At 51.7% G+C, this 18,495-nt stretch carries 20 protein-coding genes; 8 read left to right on the top strand and 12 right to left on the bottom strand.

What is annotated here, in order from left to right:
- Together GKC03_09380 and GKC03_09375 are read left to right on the top strand one after the other, a co-directional pair.
- On the top strand, positions 1-705 hold a 705-nt coding region (locus tag GKC03_09380), incomplete at its 5' end, for a hypothetical protein (protein ID NYT12737.1).
- Between the two features lie 107 nt (positions 706-812).
- Positions 813-1,145, top strand: a complete 333-nt coding sequence (locus GKC03_09375) for a zinc-ribbon domain-containing protein (GenBank protein NYT12736.1) — start codon at positions 813-815, stop codon at positions 1,143-1,145.
- On the opposite strand, the gene GKC03_09370 is transcribed toward GKC03_09375, so the two are convergent.
- From GKC03_09370 to GKC03_09330, 9 genes are all read right to left on the bottom strand, one after another.
- A complete protein-coding gene (locus GKC03_09370; GenBank protein NYT12735.1) occupies positions 1,135-1,839 on the bottom strand; it encodes a hypothetical protein in 705 nt (234 codons plus the stop codon). The genes GKC03_09375 and GKC03_09370 overlap by 11 nt on opposite strands.
- On the bottom strand, positions 1,836-3,263 hold the full coding sequence (locus tag GKC03_09365; protein ID NYT12734.1) for a radical SAM protein: 1,428 nt from the start codon (positions 3,261-3,263) through the stop codon (positions 1,836-1,838). Before GKC03_09365 ends, GKC03_09370 begins: the two co-directional genes overlap by 4 nt.
- A 57-nt stretch (positions 3,264-3,320) precedes the next feature.
- Complete coding sequence (locus GKC03_09360) at positions 3,321-4,154, bottom strand: DUF4037 domain-containing protein (protein ID NYT12733.1); 834 nt, start codon at positions 4,152-4,154, stop codon at positions 3,321-3,323.
- Positions 4,155-4,261: 107 nt separating this feature from the next.
- Positions 4,262-5,062, bottom strand: coding sequence for a hypothetical protein (locus GKC03_09355; GenBank protein NYT12732.1), 801 nt, complete (start codon positions 5,060-5,062; stop codon positions 4,262-4,264).
- A 4-nt stretch (positions 5,063-5,066) separates the two neighbouring features.
- Positions 5,067-6,485, bottom strand: coding sequence for an FMN-binding glutamate synthase family protein (locus tag GKC03_09350; GenBank protein NYT12731.1), 1,419 nt, complete (start codon positions 6,483-6,485; stop codon positions 5,067-5,069).
- A gap of 116 nt (positions 6,486-6,601) precedes the next feature.
- The gene (locus tag GKC03_09345; GenBank protein NYT12730.1) at positions 6,602-7,738 is read right to left on the bottom strand and encodes a glutamine amidotransferase family protein; all 1,137 of its coding nucleotides are present in this window, start codon (positions 7,736-7,738) and stop codon (positions 6,602-6,604) included.
- Positions 7,739-7,885: 147 nt separating this feature from the next.
- Positions 7,886-9,157: a 4Fe-4S dicluster domain-containing protein gene (locus GKC03_09340; GenBank protein NYT12729.1), complete on the bottom strand. Its 1,272-nt coding sequence runs from the start codon at positions 9,155-9,157 to the stop codon at positions 7,886-7,888.
- Positions 9,158-9,241: 84 nt separating this feature from the next.
- Positions 9,242-9,691, bottom strand: a complete 450-nt coding sequence (locus GKC03_09335) for an Lrp/AsnC family transcriptional regulator (protein ID NYT12728.1) — start codon at positions 9,689-9,691, stop codon at positions 9,242-9,244.
- A gap of 253 nt (positions 9,692-9,944) precedes the next feature.
- Complete coding sequence (locus GKC03_09330; GenBank protein NYT12727.1) at positions 9,945-10,661, bottom strand: DUF116 domain-containing protein; 717 nt, start codon at positions 10,659-10,661, stop codon at positions 9,945-9,947.
- Positions 10,662-10,873: 212 nt separating this feature from the next.
- Between GKC03_09330 and GKC03_09325 the strand changes: the two genes are divergently transcribed.
- Positions 10,874-11,290 carry a HEPN domain-containing protein gene (locus GKC03_09325; GenBank protein ID NYT12726.1) on the top strand — a complete coding sequence of 139 codons (417 nt, stop codon included), beginning with the start codon at positions 10,874-10,876 and terminating at the stop codon, positions 11,288-11,290.
- Between the two features lie 165 nt (positions 11,291-11,455).
- A complete protein-coding gene (locus GKC03_09320; GenBank protein ID NYT12725.1) occupies positions 11,456-12,391 on the top strand; it encodes a hypothetical protein in 936 nt (311 codons plus the stop codon).
- Here the strand turns inward: GKC03_09320 and GKC03_09315 are convergent.
- Together GKC03_09315 and GKC03_09310 are read right to left on the bottom strand one after the other, a co-directional pair.
- A complete protein-coding gene (locus GKC03_09315) occupies positions 12,386-13,408 on the bottom strand; it encodes a molybdopterin-dependent oxidoreductase (GenBank protein NYT12724.1) in 1,023 nt (340 codons plus the stop codon). The two genes, GKC03_09320 and GKC03_09315, sit on opposite strands and share 6 nt — an antisense overlap.
- Positions 13,409-13,628: 220 nt before the next feature.
- Positions 13,629-14,033: a pyridoxamine 5-phosphate oxidase gene (locus GKC03_09310; GenBank protein ID NYT12723.1), complete on the bottom strand. Its 405-nt coding sequence runs from the start codon at positions 14,031-14,033 to the stop codon at positions 13,629-13,631.
- A 210-nt stretch (positions 14,034-14,243) separates the two neighbouring features.
- Here GKC03_09310 and GKC03_09305 point away from each other — a divergent pair, with 210 nt between their 5' ends.
- The 3 genes from GKC03_09305 to GKC03_09295 all read left to right on the top strand — a co-directional run bounded on the left by GKC03_09305 (position 14,244) and on the right by GKC03_09295 (position 16,741).
- Positions 14,244-14,777: a tyrosine-type recombinase/integrase gene (locus GKC03_09305; protein ID NYT12722.1), complete on the top strand. Its 534-nt coding sequence runs from the start codon at positions 14,244-14,246 to the stop codon at positions 14,775-14,777.
- 231 nt (positions 14,778-15,008) lie between these two features.
- Entirely contained in the window at positions 15,009-15,926 is a 918-nt protein-coding gene (locus GKC03_09300) for a helix-turn-helix domain-containing protein (protein ID NYT12721.1), read from the top strand.
- Positions 15,923-16,741, top strand: a complete 819-nt coding sequence (locus GKC03_09295; GenBank protein ID NYT12720.1) for a hypothetical protein — start codon at positions 15,923-15,925, stop codon at positions 16,739-16,741. The genes GKC03_09300 and GKC03_09295 overlap by 4 nt, the downstream gene beginning before the upstream one ends.
- 286 nt (positions 16,742-17,027) lie before the next feature.
- On the opposite strand, the gene GKC03_09290 is transcribed toward GKC03_09295, so the two are convergent.
- Positions 17,028-17,408, bottom strand: coding sequence for an HNH endonuclease (locus tag GKC03_09290; GenBank protein ID NYT12719.1), 381 nt, complete (start codon positions 17,406-17,408; stop codon positions 17,028-17,030).
- Between the two features lie 518 nt (positions 17,409-17,926).
- On the opposite strand from GKC03_09290, the gene GKC03_09285 reads away from it, so the two are divergent.
- Positions 17,927-18,495, top strand: a 569-nt coding sequence (locus GKC03_09285; protein NYT12718.1) for a hypothetical protein, incomplete at its 3' end; no start/stop codon positions are given.

The following is an 18,495-nucleotide window of genomic DNA, read 5'->3' as shown; positions in this document are numbered from 1 at the left end:
TTCATCGAGACCTATTACTTCAACTATGGCGGTAACGCCGATGGAGCCGGATGGCGGGGCGACTACCAGGCCATGTTCACCATGATGAAGGGATTCGAGGCCTATGGCATCGAAACCATTGAGGTCGGTGGATTCGACATCAACTGGTACGAGAACGTTTCCGCTTACATTCTTGAGCATCAGGACACTGACGGATGGTGGGCGTCCACCAACGGGTACGGGATCGGTTTGAAGAACATTTCCACGGCTTGGGCAATGCTGACCTTGGAACGGGTCGTTCCTGAGGTAAGGATTCAAGTATTCGTGGACATCAAGCCCGGATCGTGCCCCAACCCCATCAACACCAAGAGCAACGGTGTCCTGCCAGTCGCCATTCTTGGGACGGAGGACTTCGATGTGACAACCATAGACCCTGCGACGGTGAGATTGACCAGAGAAGGATATGAATACTCAGTGGCTCCACTTCGCTGGGCTTATGAGGATGTCGCCACCCCTTACTTAGGTGAGCTGTGCTGCTGTCATGACCTCAACGGGGACGGGATACTCGATCTAACCTTGAAGTTCAAGACACAAGAGGTCAAGATGCTCATCACCTTGCCCGACGACAAGGGGGAGACCTTCCCGTTGACCATCATCGGCAACCTTATGGAAGAATTCGACGGAACGGCGTTCTACGGCCAGGACTGCGTCTGGGTTCTGAAGTGATCTCTGGTCCGATCGTCTCGCGATCAAACCTTTTCCTTATTTCTTTCATTAGATCTCAAGCCCGAACGAAGAGATGATTAAATACAATCGTAGACAATTTCATTCCAATGGTTTACTGCCCCAAGTGCGGCACTCAGAATCCTGATGGGTCCAGATATTGTTCCAATTGCGGAGCTCCCCTGATGGGGGAGAGGTGGGACAAGGACAAGGAGATCGACAAGAAGTGCGAGGAGATGTGCTCTGGACGAGGGCCGGCTGGCAAGATCTTCTGGGCAATAATAGTCATTCTAATCGGTTTGTGGCTGGTTTTCGAGTTCGGCCTGAAGAACATCGAGGGACTTCCCGACTGGGTTTACAATTTCAGCTTCTGGTGGATAATCCCTGTATTGGTGGGATTGGCCATAATCATCTGGGGAGTAAGCATCCTGGTCAAGCGTTAGTCGAGTCGAAGATCTTGCAGTCCTCTGAGCAACTGGAGCATATTCGGTCGTGTCTCCAGTTCGCGATCTGTATCCTTGTTTCTAACCACAAGAAGGATATGATGATCACCACCCAGCTGTAGATCGGCTTGCCGGACAGCTGGAACACGCTCATCACGGTCAAGAAGAAACCCAGTATCAGTAGAATGTTCAATAGAATGTGGATGAAGCGGTTCCTGGTGAATGCGGCCTCGAACAGGCTAAGGGCGACCATTGCTAGACCAACTGTCAATAGTAAATACAGTGAAGGGGAGAAGAACTCGAGGGGGATGATCATGTACGCGATCATCAGGATTATCGATATTACTGCCCCTACGGCCAAACCCAGACATCCAGTGCAAACGGTCTTATCATCTATCCTTACCACATGACCTTCGAACCTGTCGCAGTCTGGATGATGCCCCCTGACCCTTCTCAAAACCTTTCTCTCTTCCCCTTTTAAATTCTTATTTGATTTGAACATTCTGCCGATCCAGCTGGGGCGGAATGCGAGAGAGATGCCAATGATACAGCTCAGGATGAAGGGCGCTCCCACCAGAAGCTTCCCCCACGAATCCACCGCCTCCGCCTGGAATGAACCCATCCATCCAATGATCACGACGCAGATGCCACCAATGAAGGAGAGGAGCACGAAGTATCCCACATTGCGATTCAAATCAGTCGCCTCAGGCTGCTCAGGACCCGCTTTCCGGCCATGTGCCGATAGCATCTCCTCTTGATCTCGTTCTTGGAGAAGAAACCGCTGATGTTCTTGGGAACGGAGCCGTAGAAGGAGCGATAGCACTTAAACAGCTCCTCCTGGACCTCCCTCCTGGTCAGCATCTCGGTGGGCATTATGGCATGGGCCATGTCGTAATGGGCGTAGTTGGTGTCCTCTATCCATCCGTTGGAGGCTGCCTCATCATGTATCGATGTACCTGGATAAGGGGTCAGGGCGGTGTAGATCAGCAGATCGCTCTCCAGGTCGAGGCTGAACTCCCTGGTTCTCTCAATGGAGTCTGCGTTATCGTTTCTGGATCCGATGACGATCATGGCCTGGGAGAACACATCGTTATCGCGAAGAACTCTTATCGCTTGCCGTGAATCGCCCGTCCTTATGTCCTTGTTGAAATCCTTCAGCACCTCTGGTGAGTTGTTCTCCACGCCCACGAGCACCCAGTTGTTCCCCACGGACCTGAGCTTCGCAACCAGCTCTGGATTGCCCACAATGTCGTCGGTTCGAGCCTGGAAGAACCAGGATATGTCTTCGGTGTACCCTCTCTTCCTGAGCTCCTCGTACAGTCCCTCCCCCCGCTTCCGGTATCCGAAGTTGTCATCGGTGAGCCACAGGAACTCCCCTCCGAAACGCTGGTGAAGGTGCTCCATCTCATCAGCTATGCGTCGAGGAGACTTGGTCCTCCAGGTTCCGTTCCAATGCTTCCACTGGGTGCAGAACCTGCACCTGTGGCTGCAGCCACGCGATCCCTCAAGAATCAGATATACCGTGTTCTTGCCGGCCATCATTGAGAAGTGATATCTGTGAAGATTGTCCTCGATCAGATGGTACGCCGGATAGGGCAGCGAGTCCAGGTTCTCGATGAGCTCTCTGGGAGGATTGTGAACGACCGTACCATCGTGCTTGAAGGATGTTCCACGAACCTTACCTGGGTGAGAGCCATTCGCCAAGCACTTGATCAGCTCCACCAGGGTGACCTCTCCCTCTCCCCTGACGATGAAGTCGATCTCCGGAAAGTCAATGAGCGACTCCTCCGCGGTGAAGGAGAAATGCTGTCCTCCCATGACGGTCACGATATCCTCCGAGACCTGCTTGGCGATCTCGGCCACCCTGGCGCAGACGTAGGCATTGCAGGTGAATCCAGAGGCAGCGACGATCGAGGGCGAGATCGAAGAAATCCTGTTCTCGATATCCTTCCATCCCTTGGCCTCGGCCTGACAGTCCATAACCTCGATCTCTACATCAGGCAGCTCCCTCTCTACATAGGCTGCAAGAGCCAGGAGGCCGGTTGGCGGCGGGAGATACTCTCCCATCAGGAACCAGTAGTCCTTGGGAGGTTCGACGAAGAGGATGCTGAGGGCCATGTCAATCATATGAAGGGCGTCAGCAATAGAATAATCTTACACTCATTGCAGGGTCTTTCACCAGCTTAGATAATGCCGGGTCCTCTCTGATGACTCCATCCACTTCCTGTCGAATCTGGAGAGAAGATCCTCAAGACCGCGGTACTCGAACTCCAGTCCGATTCTAGCGCAGAGCATGACAAGCTCCCTTTGCACTGCCCTCACCTGATCCCTGGTCTCCATGGCTCTGGTGTAAGCATCCCGTATCTGATCGAAATGCTCCGACTCGGGAACGAAACCGTTCTCAAGCTGATAGAAAATCCACTTTGGGAGGTAAGGTTGGAACTCCCGGTTCTTGGCGTATATCCACAGAATGAGGTGCTCCACTCCCTGACGGAGGGCGTGGGACATGTTGTGTATGTCGCCCCTTGAATCCCACATCTCCAACTCGAAGCGGAGTTTCTCCTCCACCTCGTTCCTATGATTCTCCATGATCCGCTGCCTCTCCTCCTCGGGAAAGATCAGCTTGCTCTCCAGGAGGTCTCTCAATCGATCATCTGGATCGTACATTATCTGGGAGTCCTGCCTGTCCCACCTCATCACCTGGGACCAGTACCCGGACGGAACCGGTTGGGCAAGAGCCTGATCGAACGATTCCACCGGGGTATCGAGCTCTATCCCCTGATAACGGACACCAACCGCGATATATTCCGATATCTCGTCAACTTCATCATCATCGACATAAACGATGAGGTCTAGGTCTGAGTAATCGTCGCAGAACCCCCTTCCCAGCCCTCCGGTCGCCAATATTCCAACCACGCCGTCTATCGTGGATATCTTCTCCGAGATGGTACGTGCCCGTTCAAGGAACTCCTCGTACCTGTTCTCCCCCTGGTACCTGACCTTCCTCATGCTGGTCCATCCATAGAAATGATGGACAACTGTACCGATAATCGTTTCGCGACCCGATCATCCTGTCAGGATTCGACTGACAGATCAAATGAATGAAATGGCACCGGTCACACCGAGCGCGGGTTGTAGTAGGCCCCGAACGGCCTTGACGAAGCGGGCATGATCTTGGTGAATCCCCTGCTCTCAATGGTCTCCATGGGAACTCCGAACCTCTTGGAGAACTCCTCCAGTATGGGCTTCAGCAGTCTGGAGTCCTCCTCCGTGAAGGGTCGAATGCTCGCCCCCACTCCCAGCTGGTGCTCGGACACCTCTCCGCGGATGTAGATTGCGCCTCCATGCATCCCGCACCCTATGCTTCCTCGCACGACCTCCTCGGGCGGCAGGTCCTTGATGGAGCCGTTGCCTATTCTCATGCCCAACGCCACCAGGGTGCCGCCAGCCATGTACTCGCCGAAGAACTCCTTCACGCCTCCGCCGTACACCACCACTGGCTTTGCCTCGCGATAGGCTTTCATGTGGATGCCGATCCGGTATCCTCCGTTGCCGCGGACGAATATCTTACCACCTCTAGCGGCCAGACCAGTAACATCCCAGGCGTTTCCATGGACAACGATCTCCCCGTGGTCCATGGTGTTCCCGATCTGGTCCTCGCAGTTGCCGAAGACCTCGATCCTCGGACCGCTCATGAACACGCCCAGATCGTTGCCCGGTGTTCCGTGGATCTCCAGAAGGAGGTCCTTGTGCTCCATGCATGCTCCGATGAACCTCTGGCCAAGCACATTCTCGACCACGATGTGCTTCGCTCCGCCGTCAGCGGCCTTGTGAATCAGGTCGTTCAGCACCCAGTATCTCAGGGGCTTGCCAGATTCGTTGTCAAGTGCGTCGATCTTCACAGTTCCGTTCTCCATCCGATCACCCCCACGCCTCACCGGCGTGCTTGACCCCAAGTATCTCGGCGATCCTGGGGTTGGGACCCAAGTACCTCAGGCGGTCCCTGTTGCCCACAAAGCTCTCTACGGAATCTATTCCCATGGCCCCGCAGATCTCCCTTAGCTCCTCATTCCACGCGTACAGAAGATTGGACACTCTCCTCGCCGCCACATCGATATCCAGCCTCTGGGTGTAGGTGGGGTTCTGGGTGGCGATACCCCATGAGCAGAGGCCGCGATGGCACTGCTGGCATACCCTGCAACCCATGGCTATGAGCACCGGCGTGCAGATCATGGCCACGTCCGCTCCCAGAGCGAGGGCCTTCACCAGATCGGCGGAGTAGCGGATGCTTCCTCCCGCGCACAGCGTGGCTCGATGTCGAATACCCTCCTCCCTGAGTCTTTGGTCGACCGCCGCGATCGCCAACTCAAGAGGTATTCCGGCGTGGTCCCTTATTATGCGGGGGGCGGCTCCAGTTCCTCCACGGAAACCGTCTATGGTTATGAAGTCCGCACCGGCCCTTACCATGCCTGAAGCGATAGCCGCAACGTTGTGGACCGCGGCCACTTTCACTCCCACGGGTACCCGGTAGCGGGTCGACTCTTTCAGAGCGTAGATGAGCTGCTGAAGATCCTCTATGCTGTAGATGTCGTGATGCGGATATGGTGAAAGAGCGTCCGTTCCCTTGGGTATCATGCGGGTCTGGGATATCATCTCGGTGGTCTTCTCCCCGGGCAGGTGTCCTCCATGACCGGGTTTAGCTCCCTGCCCGATCTTGATCTCGAGCGAGGCGACCTTCTTGAGATAAGGGGGGTTGATGCCGAAGCGTCCACTCGCCACCTCGCTGTTGATGATGCTGCCGTACTCGTAGAAGTCGGAGTGCAATCCGCCCTCTCCGGTTCCGACAAGCGTTCCGGTCTCCATCGCGGCCCTGAAGAGCGCGATCTGGGCGTTGTAGCTGATGCTGCCCAGGGACATCTGCCCGATCATGATGGGCGTGCGCAGCATGACGCCAGGGGACATCTCCGTGTCCAGCAGGATCTCGTCCTCGGTCTCGGTGAAATCCAATCTATCAGGTCTCGCGCCCAGGAAGCACCTGGTCTCGATGGGCTCCCTGAGCGGATCGATGGCGGGGTTGGTGACCTGGGCGGCGTCCAGCACCAGGTCGTCAAATATTGATCTATATGGTAGATCGTTCCCGCAGGAGGAGAGCATCACCCCTCCGGTCGAGGCCTGCTCCCACCCTATGCGCCTGATGCGCTCGGTGTATGCGGAGTGTGCAGGGAACGCCATTTCGTTCTCCTTGATGGTGATCGCCCCCTGGGGGCACTTCATGGCGCATCTCTGACATGCGACGCAGTTGTCGTGGTCGGGAACGATCCTGTCGCCGTTGAACCGCATGGCATCAAAGGTGCAGTTGATCACGCAGCGGCGGCATATCTTGCAGCGCTCCCTGTCGATGTCTATTCGAAACTTCGAGGGGCTCTCGATCCTTATTCCAGGGGATGCGGTAACGGTCAAGCGATCACCCTCATCCTCTTGTACTGGGACTGGTCCTTGAGGCCGTCCCACACGATGCCGTCACCCATCCTGGCGATCAGAGGGTTCCCTGCGACCGGGGCCCATATCTCCCCGTCACGCTCGACCCTCCGAATGGCGCATTCCTCGCTGGCGGCGAAGACCGTTCCTTCATCCCCCGATATCCCGCCGATCATGGGTCGAAGTTTCTTGCGATCGGTGAGGGCGATGAGAGTGGGCACCGGCCTGGCCTTGCCGACGAGAATGCTGAATGGCCCGTTGATCATGGCGTTGGCGTATGTCCGTCTCAATCGTATGGCCACCTCCCTCTGCTCATCGGCTAGCCTTCCAATGTCATCGTAATATCTAGGGGCAACGGCCATCGAAGCGACGATCGGAGGAAGCCCATGACGCCTGCAAAGCAGATCCCACAGGTATGTGACGACCTCGGAGTCGGTCAGCATGGTGCACTTGTACCCCCACATCTCAACGTATCTCTTGTTCGTACCGTAGGAGGTGATCTCGCCGTTGTGGCACAGCGACCAATCGAGTATGTTGAAGGGGTGGGCGCCGCCCCACCATCCCGGGGTGTTCGTCGGAAATCGAGAATGGGAGAGCCACATGTTCCCGCTGTACCTCTCGAGGTCGTAGAACTCGGCGATGTCATGGCTCCATCCGTTTCCCTTGAAGACGGCCATGTCCTTTCCCGACGACATGCAGAACGCTCCAGGGATCCTGGAGTTGATCTCCATGACCATATCCACGATATAATCGTCCTCTCCCTCCAGGTCCGGGTTCTCGTCGATCCTCTTCCTTGGAACCTCGAGGAAGAATCTCCAGATTAGCGGATAGGGGCCGCGCATCCCCTTCACCTTGCGGGTGAAGACCTCTTCGTCCTTGTGGACCTCCACCCTTTCAACCAGGAGGTCCTCCACCGCTTCCTTCGACTGCCGGTCGTCAAGCAGCAGCTGGAGGCAATAGTGCTCCTGCATCTCCGGAAAGAGGCCGTAGCAGGCGTAACCAGCTCCAAGGCCGTTCTCCCTCTCCAGCATGGTGGTTATCATATCAACCACCTTTCGACCGTTCTCCCTCTTGCCGTCGATGTTTATGAGACCGGCGATCCCGCAGGCGGACATCTCCTTCCGGAAGCCACTGGGTGGGATGGTGATACCCAATCGTCCGATCTTATCGCCAACGATCGCCCTTTCCCCAAGCCTTCCCAGGGTGCCCCGGGAAGGTCCTATTCCATAGTTGTCTGAATTGGTGTGCAAGATGAGTTCACCTCATAGCTGGAACCTTTCCTTGGAAGCTTTTTCTATCAGATCCTGCAACTCATCCACATGTGATCCAGGAGCCTCTCCCTTGCTGTTGAACGCGAAACCAGAGGCTCTTAGAGATTCGAGCCTCCTTTCTACAACATCGGGCCTGATTCCCATTTCCGAGGCCCGGTTCTTCAATTCGATCATCAAGCGGACCATACCGTAGCCCTGGGGGCACTTCTCCACGCACTCATGGCAGTTCATGCAGAACCAGATGTCCTCCCTTCGGGCCGCGTCCATCGCCCTCCCTTTTCTCACGAGAGTGATGATCTCCTCAGGTCTGTACTCATTGACGGTCATTGCCGTGGGGCAGTCATCAGTGCATGCCAGGCATCGGGAGCAGACCTCCACCTGGGCCATGGTCCCCTTGTCCAGTATGCTGTCTTCATCCTCATCATGGGTGGCAATACCCTCAGCCAGAATTCTCTCGGGGCTGCTTGACTCTCCCAGGGCCTCCTCGAATCCCAGCTCCTCCAATGGGATGCCCATGGCCACACCCATCATCTGGGTGATGTACATGATAGGGATCTCCAGCCCATCATGGAACCGCTCGTTGATCGTAGGCTGGCCCCTGTGTAACTGGGAGTAGCAGTAGGGGCAGTTCACCACCATCGCCTCAGCACCCGCCTCCCTTGCGGAGCGCAGGATGCGCCTTGACGAGCCGTAGGCGTCCTCCTTCCTTGCGACGGAAAGCCCTCCTCCGCAGCAGGAGTTCTTCTCTGCGTAGCCAACGATCTCTCCGCCCAGGCCCTTGACGAGCCTTACCAGGTATTGTGGCTCCTGTGGATCCTCGAAACCCATCTTATCCATTGGACGGCGGACATGGCACCCCACGAAGGGAGCGATCCTGAGACCATTGAGTGGATGAACCAAACTGCCTTCGATTCTTCCCGTACCAACATCATCATGGAGCACCTGGAGAATGTTCTTGACATCAATGGTGCCCTTGAACTCCTCTCCGAAGTTGGCGAGAATATCGTTAATTCTCTCCCGGAAGCGGGAATTTACCTTCAGCCAGGAGTTTGCCGTCTTGAGCGTGTCGAAGCAGCCGTTGCACAGGGTCAGGATGTCCATCCCCATCTCCTCCGCGATGCAGAGGTTCCTGGCCGCCAGCAGGTACCACACACCCACGCTACCACTCTGCACCGTCATCTGGTTTGGGCAGCAGCTGGCACCGGGCATGTCATTGAGCTTCACTTCCAAGGCATCTAGGACTGAACGGGTGGCGCTCTCCATGAAGGGAAAACGATCCCTGATAAGGCAGCCCGTGAAGAGGGCGTACTCGTCATGCTTGATCGCATCATGCCTCCTTGCAATGTGTCAGATCTGGGGAGCGGTACCTTCCTTGATCACGTTCAGAGCGAGCTTGGTATTCGTCCTGTGCACGTTCTTGTGACCGCCCAGGGTTTTCACGAACAGGTTCAGCTCCTGGGTGTTCTTGAACTTGGTGACGAACATGGTATCGTATTCTCCAGTGACATCGTATACACTGCACACGTTTGGATGCCTGGAGAATTCCTGCTGGACCTTGATGACATGGCCGCCCTCGATCCTGACGTCGATTAACGCGACAATATCGTAGCCCAGCTCTCTAGTGTCAATCTCTGGAATAATGCGGAGGATGATACCATCCTCCTTCAGCCTCTTGATCCGGTTATAGACCGTTCCCACCGAAGTGCCGACCTCGCTGGAGATTGATTCGTAGCTGGCAGTGCCATCTCTTTGCAGTATGCGAAGGATGCTCTTATCCAGGTCATCGATCTCCTTCAATCGGACACCTCTACCTTCAGCTAAGATGCACTATCGTTATAACATTTAAATATTTTCATCAAAAATCCCGATTATTCACGATAAATAACAAATAATTTGAAAATTTCTGTATCTTAAAAGAACACTAATCTATTATTGATGAAAATTTTTCAATCAAGATAATGCAGTAAACAATGAACGAATTTGCATTAAGGAAATGGTCTTTCAGCACGAGGTCTAATGCTTCGCCGAACTGAAAGGGAAAAGGATCGTATCAAGCAGTTTCAATGATGATCTCGTCCATGATGCTGGTCGAGCCCTTTGATCCGCTTATGGCCCCAAGCTTGGCGACCTCCATGACGTCATCCCAGTTCACGGCGGTCTCCACGCAACCGTCCCTCAGCTGGAGGACGCCCTGGGCTGGTATCCCATACTGATCGCACATCTCGAGACCCTCGCGGACCTCCATGAGGCATCCCACGCCGATGATGGCCTCGAACCGGTACTTCTTGATCATCCTCTTGACCACGGTGGATCCCGGGGCGATGAACACCTTGTACCCCATGTCCTGGAGCAGTCTCTTCCCCTCCCTCACCTCACACTGGCCGCAGTTCACGCAGCTAAGGCCCTCAGGTCCCAGCTTGGCGGGGCACTTCATGGATCTAAGGCACTGGGGAAGGAACACGGCCCTCTTTTCCACCGCAGTCTTGGCGAACGCCTCACGGTTCATCTTGTTCCTCAGCTTGATGAAGAATATCGAAAGGTCCTTGTGGTCCATCCCTAGCAGCCGGCAGAATCCTCTGGCCACGGTGCCTACCGCTGAAAGTCCGGGTTTCAGCAGTCGGGGGAAGTAAAATTTGCCCTTTCTAGCGGAGGCGACTATGAGCACTCCGACAATGATACCCAATATGAATATTCCCAGGAGGACGAGCACTGTGATCTCACCGATGAGAATAAGCACATCCTGCCCGGATAGGAAATCTAGGAGCATCGTGTGAGAAGAATCGTGAAGCTACAAAAAGGTAATCCCTCTAAAGGAATGAATGTAGGTATCTCTGCCGTTCCGCTTTCTTGAACACGTTGGCCTAGAACCTCACAACTAGAAGATCGGGATCATGAAGACTGCATGTATAACGACCTCTCAATATCAGGGACCTTCTCCTGATTACTTGGAATGATTCGACTGGCAAAGGGAGCGATGTTATGAATCTGCAAGATTGCTTGGACAAGTCCATGGTGAAGTTCACAGTTCCGGACCCTATCAGCAGCCTCAAGTCTCTTGAACAGTCCAGAAGGCATTTGGCGGATGCCGAGGAGAACCTCTACACCATGAGACACAGGGTGGTCGTACTTTCCAGTTACGCGGCCATGTTCCACGCGGCGAAAGCGGTGCTTTACAGAGATGGTGTCGATGAGAACGATCAAGAATACATTCCCATCTACCTCAGGTCTAGGTATCCACAGCTCATGGCCAAGGCCAATGTCCTCGATGTTTTGAGGCGTTTCAGCCATGTCGCCCTTTACGGTCTTGACACCGAAGCGTACGAGGAAGATGCGATCGTGTCACTGGAAGCGGCCATAGATTTCGTTAACAGCATGGAAGGAATACTGAAGGGATAGCAGCTGCAATCCTCTTCATGACAACACCTCAATAGGCGAACAAACGTCCGTTCCCATGCTCGTGATGAAACACATCGGAGGGTGTGTCACTTCAATCGTTTCCGTTGGGAAACGATGAAATAATGGGTTCTCGAATATTATCGATTTAATGCTGGGTGATGTGCCTTGACCAGGTTGGATGATTACCTTCAACCGCTGGAGGAAGGGGTCTTCGAGGTCTTCGTCGACAAGAGCGAGGTCACCGAGCCCCTGGACGAGGGCTGGGAGAAATCCAAGATAAATCTCCCCAGTCCCGAGACCATAGCCAGCTACAGGAAGGGTCAGTACCACGTACACGAGACGAAGAATCAGTGGAAGGTGCACAAGGACCGCTACGATCCCAAGGATCATCCCTTCCTGCACCTGGTGGACGACGCCCCGCTGGTATTCATGATCGCTGGGACCTTCAATACCCTCCTGTTCGAATCCAAGAGCTCCGTGAAGAAGGATCCCCTTCAGCTCCTGGAGGAGCACAAGGCAGCCTGGCAGCTGCTCATGGTCACCGGCATCTTCCTGATACTCCTGGGAGGAATACTCGCCCTGGATCCGATAAGATGGTTCACAGGCTTCATCAAGTACATCATCCCCGTGGTCATCATCGGCTTCGCCCTCTTCCTCATATGGAGGGCGATTACCGTCCGTCCCTTTAGGCTGGAGTCGTCGAAGCGAATGATGCTCGGCCTCGGGGTCCTGCTGATAGGCATAGTCACCTTCCTCATTAACCCCATCTGGCTCGCGTTGATGTTCGTCCTGGTGATAGCGCTCTGGTCGTTCTCCAGCGCCTTCATGTCCCTCCGACGGACCGCAGCGGGAAGATTGGCCACCCCCGAGGGGTTCTACAAGAGGCTTGGCATGGGCGTCTTATCCCTCATACTAGGAGTCGCCGTCATCCTGGCCCCCGCAGCCGTGGTGAGCTTCATCATGTACATCCTGGCGGCGATGGCGATGCTGATCGGGGCGACCCTGATAGTGGATTCGCTGGGCCTGAGAAATGCCTTCAAGGACATTGACCTGGAGCACCTGATCAGCTTGGAGTCGAAAAGAGGGGACAAGGCTTCATAGATAGGCCAGAGCGAATCCAAGGACGATGGTCACGAACAGCAGTACGATCATCGCGACCGAGAGAACGAGGTGTGCCTCCCCTGCTCTCGAGGCCCTCTTCAAGCTCGCATATCTGCCGGTGAGCATGCTCAGGATCAGTAGGAGGACCATGGCAAGTCCGAGGGCACCGTGAAGGGAGTAGTAGACGTTGCCCCTGAAGACCAGGGTCTCCAGCGACCAGTACAGGAACACCGGGATCATAATGACTGCGAATAGGTAACCGGTGTAGATGTGGAATTTCAGTGAGAACAGCTTCTTCACCTTCTTCGAGAACCGGTTGCCACCCTGCACCCCGGATACCAGGGAGAAGGTCCCGAGGACAGCGCCCACCATCATGATGGTGGCATGGACCCACCAGTCCCTCTCTAGGGAGATATAGGCGCCGTCGTCCCAACCCCTCGACTCCCAGTAGCCCTTGTAATCGTAGTCAACCACCTCGATTGACACCACCCACTTGGCCCACTTGTAACCGTACTGGTTTGGGGAAACGAGCCTCAGCGGGAGGCCCTGCTCCTCTGGAAGAGGAACACCATTCATCTCGTAGGCCAGGAGAACATCACTGCGCATCGCGTCATCAAGAGTAAGGCTGGTAGAGAATCCATCGGGAGAGCGGAAAACTAGCTCACGAGCGCCATCGAGGACGCCAACCATCTCCATCAACTCGCTGATCCTCACGCCCTTCCAGATCGCCGTGCCCGTACCACCAGTGACGCAGCGGAGCGTCGCCTTCTCGGTGGTCGAGGGCATCGCGAGCATCTCCTGATATGTGAGGTTGGCGGGCTCTTGGATCAGACCAAATACCTCGAGCGTGTAGTTCTCGATATCAATATGGAGGGGATCGGTCAGGGAGGTGGTGAAGAACTCGTCGTTCGGGGTAATCTCCTCCTCGACCTGCTGGCGTAGGCTGAGCATGACCCCAGCCACGATAACCGATATCACCACCAAGACAGCGATGGCGATGACAGTCTCCCTTCTCATTTATGAAAGGTATTTCAGGACATCTTATTTCAAACGCTGGATGGGATCGAGAGAATCAAATCTCAATTGGATCCGTGGATTCAAATCCTCTGGATCAGGTCTAGAAAGGGTCCGTAAATGCAGGGTCCATCATCCTGCATCACCTCTCTTCAATTCCTCGATTCTTCATTAAAGATTGGCCTGCTCTGGATTAGAACGATTTGAAGAGGACATTTTCCCTCTAGATTAGTCTATTACCAGCTTCGGGGCCAGGGGAGCAGGTGAACACTTCGGTGATCTTCATGATGATCAACGACTTGGCTGGATGCTTGTCGGACTTGGCCTTTATCTTTGCTCTCATATCCTCGTATTCGGGCCCTGAGGTCTTGATGTCCACGTCACCCTTGATCTGCAGGCAGCCCTTGGTCTCGGGACCCCACACATAGATCGATACCCTTGGGTTCTCCTGCAGGTTGGCCAGCGTCTTCTTCATGAAGTTGTCCCCGATCCAGATGGTCTCGTCATCCATCAGCCAGACGGTCTTGATCGGAGCCACGTTCGGCTCACCGTTCTTCGACGCGGTCGCGACGGGAAATGCCGGGGCCTTTGCGAACATCTCTTTCATCTCAGCTGTAAGTTCTGCCATGAACATCCCGTATTGTATACAGGCTTGGTGAAACAAAAGGATTCCTATTTTTGGAATAGCATCTTGTGCATTGTCCTAACTTGAACATGATCTAAGGAGGCCATAGCGGCGTCCATGGAAGGGGTTCTCGTTTACTAGGATGCTATGAAAAGAGAAATAGACTAACCGTATGAGAACATCTCAAATTCCTCCCGGTCTGTTGCCAACACAATGGAACTCCCGAATGTGCTGAGGTACGAGGAGATAGACCGCTTCATCATGGCCATCGACAGGCTAGACGATCTCCTGGCCTGCAGGCTGATGCTCTTCGGCGGGCTTAGGGTTGCTGAAGCCCAAGAGATCACCCCCGGCGACATCGATATCGGCAGCTGCTCGGTCTTCGTGAGACAGGGGAAGGGCAGCAAGGATCGCTTAGCGCCGCTGGACATTCACACGATCTCCCTGGCAAAGATACTTGCAAAGGAGAAGAAGCTGGGGCCTGAGGACAAGTACTTCGGTAAGTGCAAGCGGTCGCTGCAGAGGCATGTGGGGGAGATAGCTGAGAAGGCGGGAATACAATCAAACGTTACCGCGCACACACTGAGGCATACATGCGCCACATGGCAGCTGGATAAGGGAATCCCACTCGAGGTGGTGAGAGGCAATCTCGGTCACTCGGACATCTCGACTACGCAGATCTACCTGCACCTCAACATAAGGCAGAGATCTAGGGCATATCTGGATGCGACGAGGTTCGGGATATAAAACCATGAAAATCGTTTTGAATTAGAAATATTAGTAAAAACAAATTAAATAAAAGGATGTTTCTCCAATCAATTATTATTTATCAATAATCAACTAAAGGCAATCATCAAATCAATCATAAGAACTTGATGAATTTATCCGTGAGAATTCGTCAACTTTCAAATTCATTATAGTTCTAATCTGGAATTGAAACAATAAAGTTATTAATAGTTTTATCATATCAATTCCATGATGTTCTCTCTGAGCAGGAATGAAATCAGGAGTATGATCTCGCTAATGGATAGGCCCCTTGCTGCAAAGGAGTTAGCCCAAGCGATTCCTTTGTCACTCCCATCCGCCTATAGAATCCTAGAGAATCTGGAGAGCAGGGGATTCATCCGCTCCGAGGGAGCACACCCAAGATGTTATCTTCCATCAGATTCACTTCACTCGCAGGCGTTGAGACAGATACTCGGTTCAGGTGATTATCCATTCTCGGCGTTCCTCGATTCAAAGATGCTCATACTTCTCTCGATATGTTATCATGAGAAGGATAATAATCGGGTTGCCAAGGAGACAGGACTTAAAAAGGACTCTTTACGCAAATATGTCAGGGAGCTGGAATCGGTAGGATTGATCTCCTCAAAGGAGAATATCATAAAAATACCTTCAATTAACGAGAGATTTCGTTCATTACTACAGGATTATTCCAGAGGCGTATTCAATCATCACATTTCATCTCGAATTGACCGCCCAATCTTTCAATGGGCAGGTGGTCTTGATTTCTTGTTTTCCGTATCGATAGACCACGATGTCGATGAGGGCAGCATTACAGGGCCAATCGCTATGGAGAGATACGGCATTCTTTTAGTTACAGACCTCATCGATCGATATTGGTCCTTCTGGAAACGGGAACTGAGACTTGAGGATCACGCCCTCTTCAACATCTTGATCGATCGCACTAGAGCAAGGATAAGCTATTCCCTTCTATTGTTGGATTCCAAAGACTATGATAAGAAGTATCTCCTGCAAGAGGCTCGTCAACTTGGACTAGAGACAATAATTTCCGACATGGTCAAGTACCTAAGGGGCAAGGAAGTAAGGAGGACCGAATTCCCCTCTAGGCAAGAGTTCGAACAACTCCGTCGAGATTATGGGGTATTAAAATGATCGATCAGCTTGGAAGGGAGGAGCTAATAGGAGCATTATCAAGAATCGGTGAAAGCCTTCCTAGAAAGGTGAAGGTGTTCATGATTGGCGGAGGTGCGATGGCGCTCAGGGGAGAGAAGGTCGCGACCAAGGATGTGGATATCATACTGACCACAGATAACGACATGGAGTTGATCTGTGAATCGATTCGAAATATGGGTTTCCATCATGCAAACCGCATACCTGAGGGATGCGAGGCTCTTGTAGATGCAGAGATATTCGAAGGGGATGATCGAGGAGTCCGTTTTGATCTCTTTCTCCGCAGGGTTTGCAATGGACTTGAGCTATCCGAAGGAATGATCTCCAGGTCGGATTGTTATCAGACTTTCGGGAATCTAGTCCTAATGCTCTGCTCCAGGGAAGACATATTCCTGCTGAAGAGCGTCACAGAGCGAAATCGGGACCTTGAGGATATGCTGATCCTGTTTCGAAAAGGATTGGACGAGTCTCTTATTCTTCAAGAATGCGCTGAGCAGAACAACTTGATTAATGATCAAGAAAGGATATGGGAATCCTTCCTTTTAGTCAAACTTGATGAGATGGAGGAAGAATTTGAAATAAGGATTCCTTGGAAGAGAAGGGTCAGGTTAGTTGCTGAGAAGCTAATGATAAGAGCGCTGATTCTTGATAAAGTCAGAGAGGGCATCGGAAACATTCCAGAGATCTCAAAAGACATTGGAATCGAAGATCGGACTATCAGAAAGATCTCATATGAGCTTGAGAAAGATGGCCTAATAGACATCGATAGAAGTTCGATTCGATTCCATATCGATTAAGAATATCATGATGAACATGATTATAATGATTATTGAGATGATAATCACTGCCTTCAAAGGTACAGAATGGCAATCATTAAAGTAAAGAGAGATCTCAACTCCATTTTCTTGGTAGAAGTGTGACATTCAATCCCTTGAGACAATCATTAACGGAATATCCGAATCTGGTGGAGGAATCTTGAGGAACCCATAATAATAGATATTGATACTAGGGGATCAATTTTATTGAATGGTTTTATTTAAAATTATTTATATATTCTAAGAATTGATATTCTGGATATATAAATTAAGCCTGGTTACATTGCATGCAAGTGCATTGGAGATTCTCTAACTCTTCTCCCCCTCCCAGTACTTTCGCCTCTTTATGATCCACATACATTGGTAATCCAGAACTTGAAGCTCGCCTGCAATAGACACAGGTATAATTATTCTTATTAAGTACTAAGACTGACCTCAGCACTTGATATCCCCTGTAATTGAGTAAATCATCCCAAGTCCTATGACGACGATTTGATCTTTTATAGTCTCTTAATGCTTGGATCCAAATATCACTATCAATTTCTTCTAAGGTCTTATTCTCTAAACTTGGCATTCTAGAAAGCATATATTTCGCATAATCAATATATTTATCAGCCTTGACTGAAACGGTTTCTCTAGTGTCTCTCAATATTGTGAAATAGTAATTACGGTGATTTTGGAAGGCTTCATCCCAAGTTGTAATCTAACTCCCCCAATAGATAATATCATAAAATTTCGTATTAATAATTTAGTAGAGTTACACTTTCTTACTTAGAATGATTATAATTTGATCGAAAATCAACTCTGTATCTCTATCTGAAAATGCACTAATGATTGAGCAACAGAGGATTATAACAAAGACTCGTGCCATTGATCGTCTCGCCAAAGCCATTATGAGCCTTCTAGGTGTCGCATGGTTATGAATAGGGCTAGATGATACTACCTACAAAGAACTCAGCTCTATGTGCCTGATTTGCGGTGCTGAGGGCGAGAAAGGGATGGAGTACATTGAAGAACAAAGAGAGGATGGAATATGGAGTCAATATTACAAGTGCAGGAGTTGTGGGGAGAGGGTTTAGGTCTAATTATTTTCTTTTTTTCTTTTCATCTGCAGAACACATGGAAAAAAATAAAATATAATACCGGAATTGATAAATTGGGGATTGAATGTCCGATGAGAACTTCACTGGATTAAGGTGGGAACCTTGCTATGAGGAGGAAGTCGTTATTCTTTTTGGATTGATACTGCCATATTTGGAAGAAAAAATCGTAATAGAGGAATTCACTGGAGATTTCCCAGATTGTCGGGCGAAAGTTGATGGAGAAGTCATTAGTATGGAGTTCGAAGTCTACGCTTCTAACTTCTTTGCACATAAACACCATAACAGCTCCCGTCTGCAAGAATGCAAACGGATTATATGCTGGAGGAACAACATACCTTGGAAAACAACTAACCGAGACGGACACGAGTTCCTTACCATCAATGGACATGAAGTAGAGATAGTCAATTTGAAAAAGATCGTCGATGATTTGAAGAATAAAGAATTCCTGGAATTCATCAAGGAGGGCCCGCGCCCGTATATACGAGAATCTAATAGAGAAATGATTTTCGAACAACTTAAGAACAAGGTTGATGAGGATAAATATAGCTTAATCCAGGAGTTATTGAAATTTGTAGAGGGCCGGAAAGAATTCACAATTGATTGGGGTGGTGGAAAGAGATGGTATACCATGCG

This window comes from Methanomassiliicoccales archaeon, from assembly GCA_013415695.1.
GTDB lineage: Archaea > Thermoplasmatota > Thermoplasmata > Methanomassiliicoccales > JAAEEP01 > JAAEEP01.
This window is presented reverse-complemented; position numbering and strand designations above follow the sequence as displayed.